We start from the raw sequence: 13,075 nt of genomic DNA on the forward strand, positions 1-13,075 counted from the left end.
CAACAGCCATGATCACCGAGGTCACGGGCCCTTACGCGTCACCACGAAGGACCGGCGTGCCCGGTCAAGTTAGAAGAGCCCCTTTGGGACAAGGCTGTCTGCCGAGCTCGGCGCGCTCATGCTAGCGCGCAGGGCCCAGGCATTGGTAACGATTCAGTCTCAGAGCGGCAGGGCTGAATGGCGACTGATAATTTCCGGGCACCCGCTCCGAAAGGTATGCCGATGTCCGCCCTCAGCACGCACGAGGAGTCCACGCACGGCACCGCCCACCTCTCCCGAAATTTGGGTTTGTGGGCGATCGTCGCGCTCGGCCTGGGCTATATGACGCCAACGGTCATTTTCGACACCTTCGGGATCGTTTCGGATGAGACCAATGGCGTCGTTCCATCGGCCTATGTCCTGGCGCTCGTGGCGATGACCTTCACCGCCATCAGCTATGGGCGGATGACGCGGATCTTCCCGTCGGCTGGATCGGCATACACCTACACCAGCAACACGATGAGCCCCAAGCTGGGCTTCCTCATCGGCTGGTCGTCCCTGTTGGACTATCTCCTCCTGCCGCTGGTCAATGCCCTGATCATCCGCAGTTATATGGAGGCCTTCTTCCCGGATGTGCCGCCGTGGATTTGGGTGAGTGTGTATGTCGTGGCCATCACCGCGATGTGCCTGTTCAGCATGAGCAATACCTCCAAGGTCAACGGCTTGTTGGTGGTCTTCGAGGTGGTGCTGATCGCCGTCTTCATCGTGCTGGCTTGGCGGGCGCTAACCAAGGGCGACGGAAATGGCACCATCTTCTCGACGCAACCCGCCTGGCACGCGGACGTCAGCTTGGGGCACGTGATCACCGGCGCCACGCTCGTGTGCTTCTCGTTCATCGGCTTTGACGCGATCACGATGTACACCGAAGAGGCCAAAGACCCGTCGACCGTGCCGAAAGCCATCGTCTTGGCCCTGCTTATCGGCGGCGCCATCTTCTTTGTCGCGGCGTGGTTCACGCAGTCGCTCTTCCCGACGATCGAGGACTTCAGTGCCGATTCCCTGGAGAACAGCGCCCTGCCCGAGATCGCCTTCCTCGTCGGCGGCACGCTCTTCAAGATTCTGCTCACATCGGCTGCCTTCGCGGCCACCGCGGCCTCGAGCTTGGCCTCGCACGCTTCGGTTTCCCGGCTGCTCTATGTCATGGGGCGCAATGGAACCGGCCCAATCGGCAAAACCTTCGGCGCCGTGCATCCGACCTTCCGCACGCCCGCAAATGCCGTGCTCTTTGTCGGCATCGTCTCCCTCGGTGCCATTCCCTTCAATCTCGACTTCGTGGCGGCGCTGATCAACTTTGGCGCGCTGATGGCGTTCAGCTTCGTCAACCTGACCGTGATCGCGCACTTTGCGGTCAAGCGCAAGGAGATCGGCACGCCGATGGCGATCTTCCGCAATGTGGTCTTGCCGCTGATCGGTGTCGCCTTCACGATCATGCTCTGGTGGAACCTCTCGCGCGAGTCCTTCAACTATGGCGTGATCTGGTTCTTCATCGGCGTTCTTGTCCTGCTGTGGATCACCCGCCTCTTCCGCCGCCCGATGAATATCAACATGGGCGACGGTCACTGATCACCACAAACAACAAGTGCTACCCTGTAGCACATGAGCACCGTAGGTATTCGCGCACTGCGGCAGGACGCCTCGACGGTGGTCGCTCAAGCGGCTGCCGGTGAGGTCATCACAGTCACCGACCGAGGTCGGCCCGTCGCGCGGCTCGGGCCGCTTCCGACATCGCGCTGGGCTGCGCTCCTCGCGGACGGGCAGGCCCGTCTACCGAGGGTGCCTTTTGAGCAGCTCGCAGCACCTCAACCCGGTCCATCTCTGACCGACGAGATTCTCCGATCACGCGCCGACGATCGCTACTGACGGTGGCCTACTACCTCGACACCTCGGCGCTGGCCAAACTCGTCGTTCAAGAACTAGAGAGTGCGGCGCTGCAGAAGTGGGCGAATGCCTGCGGCGACACCCTCATCACGACTGACCTCGCGCGAACGGAGTTGATGCGCGCAGTGCGTCGCATCGCGCCGGACTTCGCCCTCGCCGCGCGCCACGTGCTCGATGCCGTCGGCATAACAACCCTGCGCACAGAGCTTTTCGAGATCGCCGGTCGTCTCGACCCACCGAGTCTTCGTTCCTTAGACGCCCTGCACCTGGCTGCAGCCTTGGATCTCGGCGATGAGTTGGCTGGCTTTGTGACCTACGACGAGCGATTGGCACATAGTGCCGAACTCCTTGGCATCGACGTTCTAGCGCCCCGATGAGGCACCCGACCAGCCGCTGACTTCCTCGACGCGGAAGACGAGGACGCGGGAGAAGGGGGCCGCGGCATACGCCTCGTAAGAAGGGGGCCGCGGCATACGCCTCGTATTTGGTCGTTAGCCGGGTGGAAAGAGACTCGGCGACAACGGATTCCACGTCTTCGCCGAGCCATCTGAGGCAAGCGCGGACCCACCACAGGCGCGACCAGTCAGCGGCATCCCAGTGCTCGACAAGCAGCGTCGCGCGGGGGTCGGCAGCGAGATTGCGCTCGCGTTGCAGGCGCCCGGCGGCCTTGGGCTTCACGGTGTCTATGGGGATCGCCAAGTTGTCGCCGTCGACCGCAAAGACCACCGGAACTACGTCCGCGCCCCGCTCACGGTGTGTCGTTGCCTTCGCCGATGTGCCGGTCGCCAAGACGCTCGATGACATGAAGCGCCTGGTCAACGACATCATGCCGAAGGTCAACGACGCCTCCTGACCCTCACCGCAGGTGGCTGGCGCCATTGAAGTCGAGGACGGCGCCGCTGGCCCACTCGGCCAGCGGATCGGCGAGCGCGACGATGGCGGCAGCCACCTCGTGGGGGGTGGCGACCCGGTCGAAGGGTGACTGGGCGCGCACCGCCGCGCCCTCGGGCCCGTTCAGTGCGGCCGCACGGTCGGTGGCGACGAAGCCGGGCGCGATGGTCGTGACGGCAATGCCGTGCGGCGCGAGGGCGAGCGCCAGCGACTGACCGAAGGCATGCAGCCCGGCTTTGCTCGCGCCATACGCCGGCACCTCGGGCTCGCCTCGATAGGCGCCGCGGGAACCAACATTGACAATCCGGCCAGCCGGTATGCCGTCCGCTGGCTTTACCTCGATCATGTGCCGGGCGATCTGCCAAGTCAGATTCGCCGGGCCAAGCAGGTTGGCCGCCAGGGTGCGTTGCCAGATTTCGACCCAGTCGGCGTATGCCGTGTGCTCCAGCGGGTGGTCGCCGCGCCGTCCGCCGGTGCTCGACTCGGCGAGCAGGGCGGCGGCGTTCACGAGGACGTCGACGCGACCGAGGGCCGCGACTGCGGTGGCGGCGAGTTCGGCCACCTGACTCGCGTCGGCGAGATCGGCGGCGGCGATCGTGTGGCCGGTGCCGTCGAGGCGCTCGAGCACCTCGGCCGCGCGCTGCTGTTGCTGGTGGAAGTGGACGACGACGCGGTCACCCTTTTTGGCGAAGGCCCGCGCGGCCGCGGCCCCGATCCCTCGGGATGCGCCGGTGATGAGGATGCCGCGCGAGGGCGTCTTGGTGCGGCTCATGTCGGCCAGCATGCCAGGGCGTCGACGGTCAATCCGATGGGCTGTCGGTGGGGCCTGATTAGGTTGCCGGATGGACAAGACCACGATCTGGCGCATCGTCCGAGACGAGCGGGCGGCACTGTGCGATGACCTCGATTCGTTCTCCGCCGACGAGTGGGGGGCGCCGACCGCCTGCCCAGGGTGGAGCGTGCACGATGTCGTGGCCCATCTGGTCGACACCGCCAAGACGACACGTCGGAGTTTCGTGACTGGCTTGACGGCGGCGCGCTTTGACTTCGATCGGCAGAACGAGGTCGGGGTGCGGCGGGAGCGGCGGGCGGACCCGCGGCATACGGTCGAAGAGTTCCGTCGGGTTCTTGACCGGACCACGACACCGCCGGCAAATCTGGCCACCCGGTTGGTCGAGGCGATCGTGCATGGCGAGGACATCCGGCGCGCCGTGGGGCGGCGCGGCAGCTATCCGGTCGAGGCAATCGTGGCCGCACTCGACTATCAATTGCGGACGTCGGTGTCGATGGGCGGTGGCAAGCAACGCGCTGCGGGACTGCACGTGCAAGCCACCGACGCCGACATTTCGCGGGGCGATGGCCCGCTGGTGCGCGGCAGCGCGCTGGCGTTGCTCTTGTCCGTCTCCGGGCGGGCCGTCGCGTCCGACGAACTCAGCGGGGAGGGGGTGCCGCAGATGACAGAAGGTGCTGCCTCGCCGGGCTAGGCCCGTCCGTCGCGGGCCCGCTGGGTCCAGGTGCCATCGGTGACGGAGGCGTAGGACGTGGCGATCATCGATTCCAGCACGTCGAGGTCGACCTGGTCGAGGTCCTTCAGATAGAGGCACCCGACCCCGGTCGTATGCGGACCGAGTTGCTCCAGCGATGCGGCGTGCGACCCGATGCCGTCAGGGAAGTAGATCGTCAGGGCGTTCTTGCGGCCGGCGAAAGCCGCCGCACCGGCCTCGCCGCTGTGGCCGCTGTCGTAGCGGTAGGAGTAGCGGCCGAACGCGATCATGGTGCCCCACATCGCCGGGGCCAGTCCGGTCACGCGCTGCATCATCGCGACCATCGTCCGGGCGTCGCGCTGGCGCTTGGCGGGGGTGATGGAGTCGAGGTGCGCGGCGACGTCGGCGGGAATCTGGTTGGGGGCCGCAATCTGAGTGCGGTCTGGGTTCTCGCTCATGAGAGGACTTCGACGGACAGGATCGTCGGGAGGTGGCGGGCGATCTCTTCCCATGTTTCGCCCTCGTCGCGGCTCGCGAAGACCGAGCCGGAGTTGGTGCCGAAATAAAGTCCGGCCGGCTCAAGGCGGTCCCCGCCCATGCCTTGGCGCAGGACGGTGAAGAAGCACGACTCCTGCGGGAGGCCGTCGCGCTGCGCTGCCCAGGTCCGGCCGCCGTCGTGCGAAACCCACACGGCCGCAGCGGCATCGGGTGGGAAGCGCCCGGCCATGTCGCCATTGAGCGGCAGGGTCCAGACCGTCTGCGGGTCGCGGGGATGAACGCGCATGGGGAAGCCGAAAGTCGACGGCAGGCCCGTGGTGATGTCGTGCCACGTCTGGCCGCCGTCCTCGGAACGCCATACGCCGTAGTGGTTCTGTTGGTAGAGGACATCGGAGTCCCCCGGCGCGCGCACGATGTGATGGACGCACAATCCGACCTTGCCGTCGCTTGGCGCGGCCGGGTGCTCGGCCGCGTCGACCTCGTCGGGGTCGGCGAGGTCATTGCGACGCTCCCAGTGCGCGCCGCCATCCTTGCTCGCGAAGACGCCGGCGGAGGAGATGCCGATCCAGAGCTTCTCGGGGTCGGACGGGTCGGCGATGATCGTATGGAGCACCAGTCCCGCCGCTCCTCCGATCCACTCCGCTGCGGACGGGTGGTCGGTGAGGGACTCGACCACCGACCAGCTCTGGCCATCGTCGTCACTGACGAGGAGAGTGGCTGGCTTGGTCCCGGCATACAGCAGGTCCCCGATGCGGGCGAGTGACCAGATCTGGCCGAAGCGTTTGCCGTGCGGCGCCGGCTCGTCCGTCCAGCCGATCGACTCGGCGAATTCGGGATCGTTGGCGGCCCACTCGTCGACCTGTCCGGAGGTGAGTTTGGCGACCGACCAGGTGTGCCCGCCGTCGGTGGATCGCCATATGCCGGCACCGGTCCACTCGCCGCCGCCACCGGCCCACAGGTGGCCGGTGGCCGGATCACCGATGACGTGATTGATCGGCCAGCCGTCGCAATAGGGTCCGCGGACGGTCCACCGATCACGGGCTGCGGTGCCGTCGAGGACGAAGGCACCCTTCGTCGTGCCGAGCAGGACGCGAACGGGGTTCTCGGACATGGGCTGTACTCCTCGCTTCGATAGCGGGACGGCTAGGTATGCCGCGGGGCGGCACGGTGTGCCTCCGGACGCCATCTTTCACCCTGGGCGTCAGGGTTCACCCAGCCAGCGGTTACACCGATCCTTCGAGTGGGCCGGGATAGCGCACATTGCCGTCGGCCTCGACGAGCGGCTGGGCGCCCCAACGCCCGAACTCGTGAGGTGTCGGCGGGCGATCGGTGAAGAGATGTTCGACCGGGCGACCGTGTGCGGTGAGGACATTCGCGACGAGCAGTCGGTGACAGCGCCACGGCATTGGCTCGCCGCACAAGAGGGTGACCCGGTGGTCGGCGGCCAGGGAGATCAGCTGATCGAGGCCGCGGCGGAAGGGCTCGGTCCGGGTGTAGTCGGCGTAGTTGTGGAAACTTTGGTTGCGCCATCCCGCGTTAAGGGCTGGGTCGATATCGGGCTGCTTGGGCCGTCGCCCGCCGAGTTCCTCGATGTGCTGGTAGCCAATTCCATTGTCGGTCAACCATTTCAGAGTCTGATCCCGACCGAAGTGCGGTGTTGATCGGGATCCCGGATGGGCCCGAACATCCACGACCACATCGATCTCCTGCTCCCGCAAGGGCGCGAGGAAGACCTCCTGCGGACACGTCCAGTGCCCGATCGTCCAGATCGGCGACGGGACGGGGGCGGGCGTCATACCCCTGGGTTGTGCTCCTGCTTGATGACGAAGTAAGTACCGCGGATCTCCCCGGCGAGCTTCGACTTCTGGCGGGCGAATTTGAACGAGGAGAGCTCGTCCGGAATGGGCATGCCCTGCGAGAGCTTGAACCCCACTGCGCGCTTCCCGGCCTCGGCCAGGGTGTAGAGCACATTGACAGCCAGGCCGGATTCATAGAAGACATGCACCCAATGGATGCCGTCGACATCGGCGATGGCGATCTCCAGCGGCCGCGAGGCGATGGTGATATCGCGCTCGCTGCTCAGGATGTCGGTGACCCAGGCAAGGGTCTTCGGGTCCTGCTCGGCCGGGGTGACGGTGAAGTCGTGGTCGTACTTGTTCTTGAAGTAGCGGGCTTCGTTGGCGCGCAGCCCGGCCAGCGCATCGGCCACCGGCGAGGACTCCAGCCCCTGCGTGGACACCGTGACGAAATCAACGACCTGACCCATGTGCTTTCCCTTGACTGACTCGGCGGACGTCCGGGGCGGCGCCCCCGCGGGGGCTTCCTAACCTCTGCTAGCACAGGTTAGGTCACTGTGGACACCTTGCAAGGTATGCGGATTCGACCAACGTGTGCTAGCAGAGGTTAGTCAATCCGGCTGTGCGGCAGTTGGTTTGGATCGATGCCGCGCAACATGGCATCAACGGCACGGCGTAGTTCGAGTTCGGTGTCCGACCAATCCCGGTCGAGTTCGTCGGCGAGACGCGGATAGCGCTCGGCGATGATGGAGGGCAGCCATGCGGGCGGGGGCGGGGGCCTCGTCCAGTGGCACGCACCGGTCGAAGAGTGTGCGGGGTCCCAGGTGCACACGGTCCAACTCGGGTCTTCTAGCTCCTCCGGCAGGTTCAGGACCCGCCCGGTGAGCTCGCCCGTGCTCGCCGCCGCGCCGGCTAGACCGCTGGCTGACGCGGACGTTGGAGCGGTGAGCGCAACGGCCAAGACGGCCGCCAGGATCACGAGCAGGGCGGATCTGGCGCGCGCGACGGGGCGCGAACGGACGGCATACGACATGACGAAATTCCCTCCGAGACAAGGCGGGTCGAGCGATCCCCCCGCGCTCAGCCTGTCGGGGCGGGAGGTCGCAAGACAGGGACTTTGTCCCGCTTGTCGATTTCGCATGCCGTCATCCGTCATGGTGGTGAGGACTCGATTCGTCCTCGCTGCATCCACCCCGAGAAGGAGATCTCCATGAGCCGCTATTTATTGCTGCTGCCCGCGCCCGAGGCCGAGTGGGCCGACCTGCCGCCCGAGGAGCACGAGAAGGGCCACCGATCGCACGGCCAGTTCCACCGCGACCTGGCGGCGGGCGGACACCGGCTGATCGTCTCGAACCCGTTGGAGCCGTCGGCTCAGGCCACGTCGATGCGCCCCGACGGCGAGGGTGGGGCGCTGATCAGCGACGGCCCGTTCACCGAATCCGCCGAGCAGATCGTCGGCTTCTATTTCATCGAGAGCGACGACGAGCCGGGGCTGCGGGCGATCACGGAGCAGTTCGCCGCGCGGGGAGAGCACATCGAGTTCCGGAAGCTGGCGGAGTAGGCCATGAAGTACCTCGTGTTGTTGATCGGCGAGGGCGATGCCGGATCGTGGGAGGCGATGACGCCGGAGCAGCAGGGCGCCGAGATGCTGAAGTTTGAGGACTTCGGCGCCGCGTGCGCGCAGCGGGATGGCGTGGAGATCCTCGGCGGCGAAGCTCTCGGGGGCCCGGACACGATGACGGTCATGCGCACCCGCGCGGGCGCCGTATCGCTCACCGATGGGCCATATGCCGAGTCGGTCGAGCAGCTCGGCGGCTTCTATCTCGTGGAAGCCCCGGACCTTGACACCCTCGTCGACCTCCTGCGCCTGCTGCCCGATTACGACATCCAGATCAGCCCGGTCATCGACGTCGACGTATGACGGAGCCCCCCGCCAACCTGCCAGCGCTAGCGCCTGACCTACCGCTTGGTATGGGTCGCGATCACGACCGGTACCAGGCGGTAGGCCGAGGGTTAGAGGCCGCCGCCCTCGAAGACGTCGTCCGCGACGACTGGGGGCGGCTGGCGGCGGTGCTCACCGGGCAGTTTCGGCGCCTTGACCTGGTCGAGGATGCGCTCGGCGATGCGGTCGAGGCGGCAGCCCGTCGCTGGCCGAGCGAGGGTATGCCGGATCGTCCCGCCGCCTGGCTGCTCACCGTCGCGCGGCGCCGGATCCTCGATCACCTGCGTTCCGAGGCGATGGCCGCGCGGCGGCGGCCACTGCTGGTCACCGACGCCGAGCGAACAGCCGACGGGAGGGGGGTGATGGTCGATCCCGGCGGACTGATCGAGGATGACCAGCTGCGATTGGTGCTGCTGTGCACCCACCCGGCTCTGGGCGCCGAGGGTGGGGCTGCGCTCGCCCTGCGCTTGGTCCTCGGCGTCAGCACGCACGACATTGCCCGCCTCTTCCTCGTGTCCGAGCCGACCATGGCGGCGCGGATCACCCGGGCGAAGAAGAAGATCGTGGCGGCCGGCATACCCTTCGGGATTCCTTCTGCCACAGCACTTCCCGAACGCTTGGATGCCCTCGCGACGACGGCATATCTCGCGTTCACGGCGGGCTACGCCCCGGCCAGCGGAGACGCGCTCCTGCGCGCAGAGCTCTCGGGCGAGGCCATCCGGCTGGCGCGCGTCGGGCTGTCCCTGCGTCCGAACGAGCCGGTTCTCGTCGCCCTCCTCGCGCTGATGCTCTTGCAACATTCGCGGCGGGACGCCCGGGTGGATGCCGGCGGAGATTTGGTGTTGTTGCCGGACCAGGACCGAAACCTGTGGCACCGCGGCGAGATTGACGAGGCGAGCGCCTTGCTCGCCGGCCCCGCTCTCGCCGGCCCGCTCACCCAGCAGGCGGCGGTGTATGCCGTGCAGGCGCGCATCGCGGCCGAGCATGCGCTCGCCCCCAGCCCAGCGGCAACCCGGTGGGATCGCATCGTCGCCTTGTATGACGTGCTGCTCGACCTCGGCGCCGGCCCGAGTGCCCAGCTCGCACGCGCCATTGCCATCGCCGAAGCGGACGGCCCAGCAGCCGGACTCGACGCCCTCGCGGGCCTCGCCATGTCCGGGCATCGACCCCTCGCTGCCCGAGCCGAGTTTCTCACCCGGCTCGGTGACCACGAGGGTGCGCGGGCGGCATACAACGAAGCAATCATGCTGTGCCACAACGACATCGAGCGACGGCATCTGAGCGCGAGAGCGGGCGCGCTCTAGCTGGTTATGACGATCGTTGGGCGCGGAGCGGAGCGGCGGCGTCTGATCACGCGCTCGGCCACGAGCGCTAGACGCCACTGCCAGCCATACTTCGCGAGCAGCGCCGACTCAACTCTTGATCGCGTTTCCTCGTCCCGATGCACGGCGGCGACTGCCTCGATCACCGGCGCTTCCGGTTTCGGCTGACCGCGTCGCGAGCACGCCTGCAGCGTCACCCGGGGCGTATGCCGCAGCCGCTTCAGCTTGCCCGTTCCCTCAGGAGTGCTCACGGCGAGTGCATCGCCGAGACCAGCCATCCAAACGGGCGTCGGCACCGATCGACCGTCCTTGCGAAAGGTGGTCAGCAGAACGAAGTCCTCAGCGGCGAGGTCGGCAAGGGGGTGGGCGAGCGGCATACGGCCGAGTCTGTCAGGAGATGACGGACCAGCCGCCGTTAGTGACTGCTGTCGATGACGCAGAACAGATTGCCGTCGGGGTCGGCGAGGACGACGAAGTCGGCATCCTCGGGGTAGTCCCAGTCCACCCGCGTCGCCCCAAGCGCCACCAGGCGAGCGACCTCCGCAGACTGCTCCGCCGCGCTATCGGTCCACAGATCGAGGTGCGTGCGATCGGAGTCGTCGAGGTGCAGCCGCGGGCCGCCCGTGGCACGTGGAGTCAGGAAGTCGGGATTGTCGCCACGGTCATACCCCAGCGCCTCGCTCCAGAACGTCCCCGCGCGCTCGCGGTCCGAGACGTGCAGGACGAGGGCACCGATGCGCAGCATCAGTTGTGGGTGACGACCGGGGTGCCGATCGGTGCCCAGTCGTAGATCCACTTGGCCGTCGGGATCGGGAGGTTGACGCAGCCGTGCGAGGCGGCATACCCCCAAGTTTCGCGCCAGTACGCGCCGTGCAGCGCCTCGCCGCCGTTGAAGAAGGAGGACCACGGCACGTTAGGGGTTTCGTAGTCGGTGCCGTCGGCGTTCTGGCCGCGCATCGTCATCATCGGATTCTTCCAATAGATGTGGAAGGTGCCGATATCGGTCGGGGTCGCCGGGGCGCCATTGACCATTTTGATCGGGCCGAGGACCACCTGGCCGCCGACATAGGCGGTCATCGTGTGGCTGGCCAGGTTCACGTCGACCCATTTTTCGCCGTCGACCGCGGGGTATGCCAGCCGCTCGGCTCCGCGCGCGATGCGCCGCTCATTCCACGTCGCGGCAACAGCTTTGGTCTGGAACTCGGCGGTCTTTGAGCGGCCCGAACTTAGGCTGGCCGCGAGCGCCTTTGCCACCGCGGAGGCATTGCTGACTTCCGCGCCGTCGGCGGCGGGGGTGACGACGCGCAGCAGTTTGCCGGACTGGTCGAGGTAGCGCATACCCGCGCGGGGCGCGACCTTCAGGGAGCTGGCAGCCTCGGTGACCCACGCCGTCACCGCTGACGCATCGACGGTGGGTGTGCCGAGCTCGCCGGTTGCCTGGGGGATGTCGACCCAGGACGCCTTTTGCTCCGTCGTCGCGGCAAAAGTCTTGGTGCCGGCGGAGATCTTGGCGGCGGCCTTGACGATGTCATTGGCCTGCGCGGCGACCTGCTCGGCTTGCTCGGTGGTCACGGTGGCGGGCTTTGCCACGGGAGCAAGGGTGACCTGGCTCGAGGTGAGGGTGCGTGCCGCAGTGGCCGCTGCCTCGCTCAGAGCGGTCGTGTCGAGGCTTTGACCAGCTTTGGCCGGGCCGACGGTGAACGATTTCTTGTCCGATGCGAGTCGCACCGAGGCATCTCGCGCGGGCTCTTCGGAGGCGGCGGAGAGCGACGCGACCAGCTTGGCCAGGGCAGCCTCGTCGGCGGCCGGCACGGCGCTCACGGCGCGCTGCTCGATCAGAGCTTTGGCGTATGACGACCAGTCCTGATTCGGTGCGAAGGTGCGGGCGAGCGTCGCGTCGATGTCGATCCCCGCGCCGAGGTCAGCGAGCGAAAGATCTTGTGTGCCAGTGGGAGTCGTCACTGCGACGGCCACCTGATCGGCACGCTCCTGGAGCGCGGCAGCGACCTGGGCGCGCGTCATACCCGAGACATCAACACCGGAAATGCTGCTGCCCGGCAGGGCCCGATCCTGGTAGTAGGCGCCATATGCCGTCGCGCCACCCCCCAGCGCGAGGCCCGCCACGAGTGCCCCGCCACTCGCGACCTTGGTGCGCCTCTTCACTGTTCTTCCCCTGGGTGTCGTGCGGCGCCCCTCCCGGGCATCCGCTTTTCGATTATGCCGCAGGGCTTCGGAGTGCGCGCCCACCCGCGCGGCACGGCGGAGCATCAGGTTGGGGTTGTCAGAGCGGGGTGGCACCGTTGCGTCATGGCCGATGACCCGACGTTCCCGCCGCCACCCATGCCTTGTCCGCGCTGCGGCCGCGAGGCCGGCGTGATGATCCTGCGCGGATTCCCCACGCCCGAGGCTGAGCGTGCCGCCCGGGCGGGTCTCATCGAGCATCGCGGGTGTTAGGTCGGCCCGAACGACAACGATCGGGTATGCCGTGCGTGCGGCGGGGAGTGGCGCACTGACTGACGTCGGCTGATCGCTCGGCTCTCGGCAGGCTCTAGATATCACCACGCCGTGCTGGCCCTCTTCTTGACGAGCGTGGCAGATCGCCAACGCCGACACGAGCGAAGCCGATTTCTCCTCGTCAAGGCTCCCGACGCCGGCCACCTTGTCCCAAGCGGCTTTCCTGAACCATGACAAGGCCAGTGCCAAGAAGCTGCGGAAATTGAACCGCGAGATCACCGATGCCTCGCCGGCGGAGATTCATGACGCCTTCGTCACCGTATTCGGCGTGACGGACGCGATTCTCGATGTCGTGATCACCGGAAAGACGCCAGCTGCGGGCCAAAAAGATCTCCTCAAAGCCCCCGCGGTGCTGGCCGCAGCGGCGCAAGAGCGGGCCTGGTTGACCATGAATTGCCCCAAGGCAATGATCCTGATGGGTGGTGTCCCCGGGGGTCTATAACGTCAGTCCATGGCCTCGATGCCGAGCTCGCCCAGGCCGACGGTGCTGGCGCGGATGCGCTCGATCAGGGCTGCCATGCGGGGCGCGCGGTTAGGGAGCGAGGACGTCCCGAACGTGGAGTGACATGCGCTTCGCGGCGGCGTCCACGACAGGTCAACTGCGGGATGAGGTGCAGCCATCCGTTCCGTCTCCACCGACCAGCTACGCGTCGACGGCGGGGAACTTTGCTGTTGCCCCCGCGACAGTAAGTTTTCCCGAGTCCTGTGGTC

General features: G+C 66.9%; 19 protein-coding genes. 9 read left to right on the plus strand and 10 right to left on the minus strand.

The window, feature by feature from the left end:
* The first annotated feature begins 222 nt into the window (after nt 1-222).
* From ABD225_RS11650 to ABD225_RS11665, 4 genes are all read left to right on the plus strand, one after another.
* The gene (locus ABD225_RS11650) at nt 223-1,602 is read left to right on the plus strand and encodes an APC family permease (RefSeq protein WP_344085279.1); all 1,380 of its coding nucleotides are present in this window, start codon (nt 223-225) and stop codon (nt 1,600-1,602) included.
* 33 nt (nt 1,603-1,635) lie between these two features.
* Nucleotides 1,636-1,899 (plus strand): type II toxin-antitoxin system Phd/YefM family antitoxin, encoded by a 264-nt coding sequence (locus ABD225_RS11655; protein ID WP_344085282.1) that lies wholly within the window; start codon nt 1,636-1,638, stop codon nt 1,897-1,899.
* A 2-nt stretch (nt 1,900-1,901) separates the two neighbouring features.
* A complete protein-coding gene (locus tag ABD225_RS11660) occupies nt 1,902-2,294 on the plus strand; it encodes a type II toxin-antitoxin system VapC family toxin (protein WP_344085285.1) in 393 nt (130 codons plus the stop codon).
* 308 nt (nt 2,295-2,602) lie between these two features.
* Nucleotides 2,603-2,770, plus strand: coding sequence for a hypothetical protein (locus ABD225_RS11665; RefSeq protein ID WP_344085289.1), 168 nt, complete (start codon nt 2,603-2,605; stop codon nt 2,768-2,770).
* A 3-nt stretch (nt 2,771-2,773) separates the two neighbouring features.
* Here the strand turns inward: ABD225_RS11665 and ABD225_RS11670 are convergent, their stop codons facing one another.
* Entirely contained in the window at nt 2,774-3,580 is an 807-nt protein-coding gene (locus tag ABD225_RS11670) for an SDR family NAD(P)-dependent oxidoreductase (RefSeq protein ID WP_344085292.1), read from the minus strand.
* A 70-nt stretch (nt 3,581-3,650) separates the two neighbouring features.
* Here ABD225_RS11670 and ABD225_RS11675 point away from each other — a divergent pair, with 70 nt between their 5' ends.
* The gene (locus ABD225_RS11675) at nt 3,651-4,292 is read left to right on the plus strand and encodes a maleylpyruvate isomerase family mycothiol-dependent enzyme (RefSeq protein WP_344085295.1); all 642 of its coding nucleotides are present in this window, start codon (nt 3,651-3,653) and stop codon (nt 4,290-4,292) included.
* On the opposite strand, the gene ABD225_RS11680 is transcribed toward ABD225_RS11675, so the two are convergent.
* The 5 genes from ABD225_RS11680 to ABD225_RS11700 all read right to left on the minus strand — a co-directional run bounded on the left by ABD225_RS11680 (nt 4,289) and on the right by ABD225_RS11700 (nt 7,619).
* Nucleotides 4,289-4,750, minus strand: coding sequence for a DUF1801 domain-containing protein (locus ABD225_RS11680; protein WP_344085298.1), 462 nt, complete (start codon nt 4,748-4,750; stop codon nt 4,289-4,291). The two genes, ABD225_RS11675 and ABD225_RS11680, sit on opposite strands and share 4 nt — an antisense overlap.
* On the minus strand, nt 4,747-5,901 hold the full coding sequence (locus ABD225_RS11685) for a WD40/YVTN/BNR-like repeat-containing protein (RefSeq protein ID WP_344085301.1): 1,155 nt from the start codon (nt 5,899-5,901) through the stop codon (nt 4,747-4,749). The genes ABD225_RS11680 and ABD225_RS11685 overlap by 4 nt, the downstream gene beginning before the upstream one ends.
* A gap of 112 nt (nt 5,902-6,013) precedes the next feature.
* Nucleotides 6,014-6,586, minus strand: coding sequence for a DUF488 domain-containing protein (locus ABD225_RS11690; RefSeq protein WP_344085304.1), 573 nt, complete (start codon nt 6,584-6,586; stop codon nt 6,014-6,016).
* Nucleotides 6,583-7,056, minus strand: coding sequence for a phage tail protein (locus tag ABD225_RS11695; protein WP_344085307.1), 474 nt, complete (start codon nt 7,054-7,056; stop codon nt 6,583-6,585). The genes ABD225_RS11690 and ABD225_RS11695 overlap by 4 nt, the downstream gene beginning before the upstream one ends.
* A gap of 137 nt (nt 7,057-7,193) precedes the next feature.
* Nucleotides 7,194-7,619: a hypothetical protein gene (locus tag ABD225_RS11700; RefSeq protein ID WP_344085310.1), complete on the minus strand. Its 426-nt coding sequence runs from the start codon at nt 7,617-7,619 to the stop codon at nt 7,194-7,196.
* A 177-nt stretch (nt 7,620-7,796) separates the two neighbouring features.
* Here ABD225_RS11700 and ABD225_RS11705 point away from each other — a divergent pair, with 177 nt between their 5' ends.
* The 3 genes from ABD225_RS11705 to ABD225_RS11715 are packed head-to-tail and all read left to right on the plus strand — an operon-like array spanning nt 7,797 to nt 9,832.
* Nucleotides 7,797-8,147, plus strand: a complete 351-nt coding sequence (locus ABD225_RS11705; protein ID WP_344085313.1) for a YciI family protein — start codon at nt 7,797-7,799, stop codon at nt 8,145-8,147.
* 3 nt (nt 8,148-8,150) lie between these two features.
* Nucleotides 8,151-8,507 (plus strand): YciI family protein, encoded by a 357-nt coding sequence (locus ABD225_RS11710; RefSeq protein WP_344085316.1) that lies wholly within the window; start codon nt 8,151-8,153, stop codon nt 8,505-8,507.
* Entirely contained in the window at nt 8,504-9,832 is a 1,329-nt protein-coding gene (locus ABD225_RS11715) for an RNA polymerase sigma factor (protein ID WP_344085318.1), read from the plus strand. The genes ABD225_RS11710 and ABD225_RS11715 overlap by 4 nt, the downstream gene beginning before the upstream one ends.
* On the opposite strand, the gene ABD225_RS11720 is transcribed toward ABD225_RS11715, so the two are convergent.
* From ABD225_RS11720 to ABD225_RS11730, 3 genes are read right to left on the minus strand one after another with little or no spacing between them, the layout of a single operon-like run.
* Entirely contained in the window at nt 9,829-10,227 is a 399-nt protein-coding gene (locus ABD225_RS11720) for a PPOX class F420-dependent oxidoreductase (protein WP_344085321.1), read from the minus strand. The two genes, ABD225_RS11715 and ABD225_RS11720, sit on opposite strands and share 4 nt — an antisense overlap.
* A gap of 38 nt (nt 10,228-10,265) precedes the next feature.
* Nucleotides 10,266-10,595, minus strand: a complete 330-nt coding sequence (locus ABD225_RS11725) for a VOC family protein (RefSeq protein ID WP_344085324.1) — start codon at nt 10,593-10,595, stop codon at nt 10,266-10,268.
* Nucleotides 10,595-12,013: a L,D-transpeptidase family protein gene (locus ABD225_RS11730; RefSeq protein ID WP_344085326.1), complete on the minus strand. Its 1,419-nt coding sequence runs from the start codon at nt 12,011-12,013 to the stop codon at nt 10,595-10,597. The genes ABD225_RS11725 and ABD225_RS11730 overlap by 1 nt, the downstream gene beginning before the upstream one ends.
* 496 nt (nt 12,014-12,509) lie before the next feature.
* On the opposite strand from ABD225_RS11730, the gene ABD225_RS11735 reads away from it, so the two are divergent.
* Entirely contained in the window at nt 12,510-12,806 is a 297-nt protein-coding gene (locus ABD225_RS11735) for a hypothetical protein (protein WP_344085330.1), read from the plus strand.
* A gap of 2 nt (nt 12,807-12,808) precedes the next feature.
* Here ABD225_RS11735 and ABD225_RS11740 read toward each other — a convergent pair whose 3' ends face one another.
* Complete coding sequence (locus tag ABD225_RS11740) at nt 12,809-12,985, minus strand: hypothetical protein (protein WP_344085332.1); 177 nt, start codon at nt 12,983-12,985, stop codon at nt 12,809-12,811.
* Between the last annotated feature and the right edge of the window lie 90 nt (nt 12,986-13,075).

This window comes from Nostocoides veronense, from assembly GCF_039531185.1.
Taxonomy (GTDB): Bacteria; Actinomycetota; Actinomycetes; order Actinomycetales; family Dermatophilaceae; genus Nostocoides_A; species Nostocoides_A veronense.

What these genes read in the sequence shown, in the direction of transcription:
- ABD225_RS11680 (WP_344085298.1), bottom strand. Translation starts at nt 4,750, where the DNA reads ATGAGCGAGAACCCAGACCGCACTCAGATTGCGGCCCCCAACCAGATT.
- ABD225_RS11715 (WP_344085318.1), top strand. Translation starts at nt 8,504, where the DNA reads ATGACGGAGCCCCCCGCCAACCTGCCAGCGCTAGCGCCTGACCTACCG.
- ABD225_RS11675 (WP_344085295.1), top strand. Translation starts at nt 3,651, where the DNA reads ATGGACAAGACCACGATCTGGCGCATCGTCCGAGACGAGCGGGCGGCA.
- ABD225_RS11720 (WP_344085321.1), bottom strand. Translation starts at nt 10,227, where the DNA reads ATGCCGCTCGCCCACCCCCTTGCCGACCTCGCCGCTGAGGACTTCGTT.
- ABD225_RS11695 (WP_344085307.1), bottom strand. Translation starts at nt 7,056, where the DNA reads ATGGGTCAGGTCGTTGATTTCGTCACGGTGTCCACGCAGGGGCTGGAG.
- ABD225_RS11650 (WP_344085279.1), top strand. Translation starts at nt 223, where the DNA reads ATGTCCGCCCTCAGCACGCACGAGGAGTCCACGCACGGCACCGCCCAC.
- ABD225_RS11710 (WP_344085316.1), top strand. Translation starts at nt 8,151, where the DNA reads ATGAAGTACCTCGTGTTGTTGATCGGCGAGGGCGATGCCGGATCGTGG.
- ABD225_RS11725 (WP_344085324.1), bottom strand. Translation starts at nt 10,595, where the DNA reads ATGCTGCGCATCGGTGCCCTCGTCCTGCACGTCTCGGACCGCGAGCGC.
- ABD225_RS11740 (WP_344085332.1), bottom strand. Translation starts at nt 12,985, where the DNA reads ATGGCTGCACCTCATCCCGCAGTTGACCTGTCGTGGACGCCGCCGCGA.
- ABD225_RS11685 (WP_344085301.1), bottom strand. Translation starts at nt 5,901, where the DNA reads ATGTCCGAGAACCCCGTTCGCGTCCTGCTCGGCACGACGAAGGGTGCC.
- ABD225_RS11705 (WP_344085313.1), top strand. Translation starts at nt 7,797, where the DNA reads ATGAGCCGCTATTTATTGCTGCTGCCCGCGCCCGAGGCCGAGTGGGCC.
- ABD225_RS11670 (WP_344085292.1), bottom strand. Translation starts at nt 3,580, where the DNA reads ATGAGCCGCACCAAGACGCCCTCGCGCGGCATCCTCATCACCGGCGCA.
- ABD225_RS11665 (WP_344085289.1), top strand. Translation starts at nt 2,603, where the DNA reads ATGGGGATCGCCAAGTTGTCGCCGTCGACCGCAAAGACCACCGGAACT.
- ABD225_RS11700 (WP_344085310.1), bottom strand. Translation starts at nt 7,619, where the DNA reads ATGTCGTATGCCGTCCGTTCGCGCCCCGTCGCGCGCGCCAGATCCGCC.
- ABD225_RS11690 (WP_344085304.1), bottom strand. Translation starts at nt 6,586, where the DNA reads ATGACGCCCGCCCCCGTCCCGTCGCCGATCTGGACGATCGGGCACTGG.
- ABD225_RS11655 (WP_344085282.1), top strand. Translation starts at nt 1,636, where the DNA reads ATGAGCACCGTAGGTATTCGCGCACTGCGGCAGGACGCCTCGACGGTG.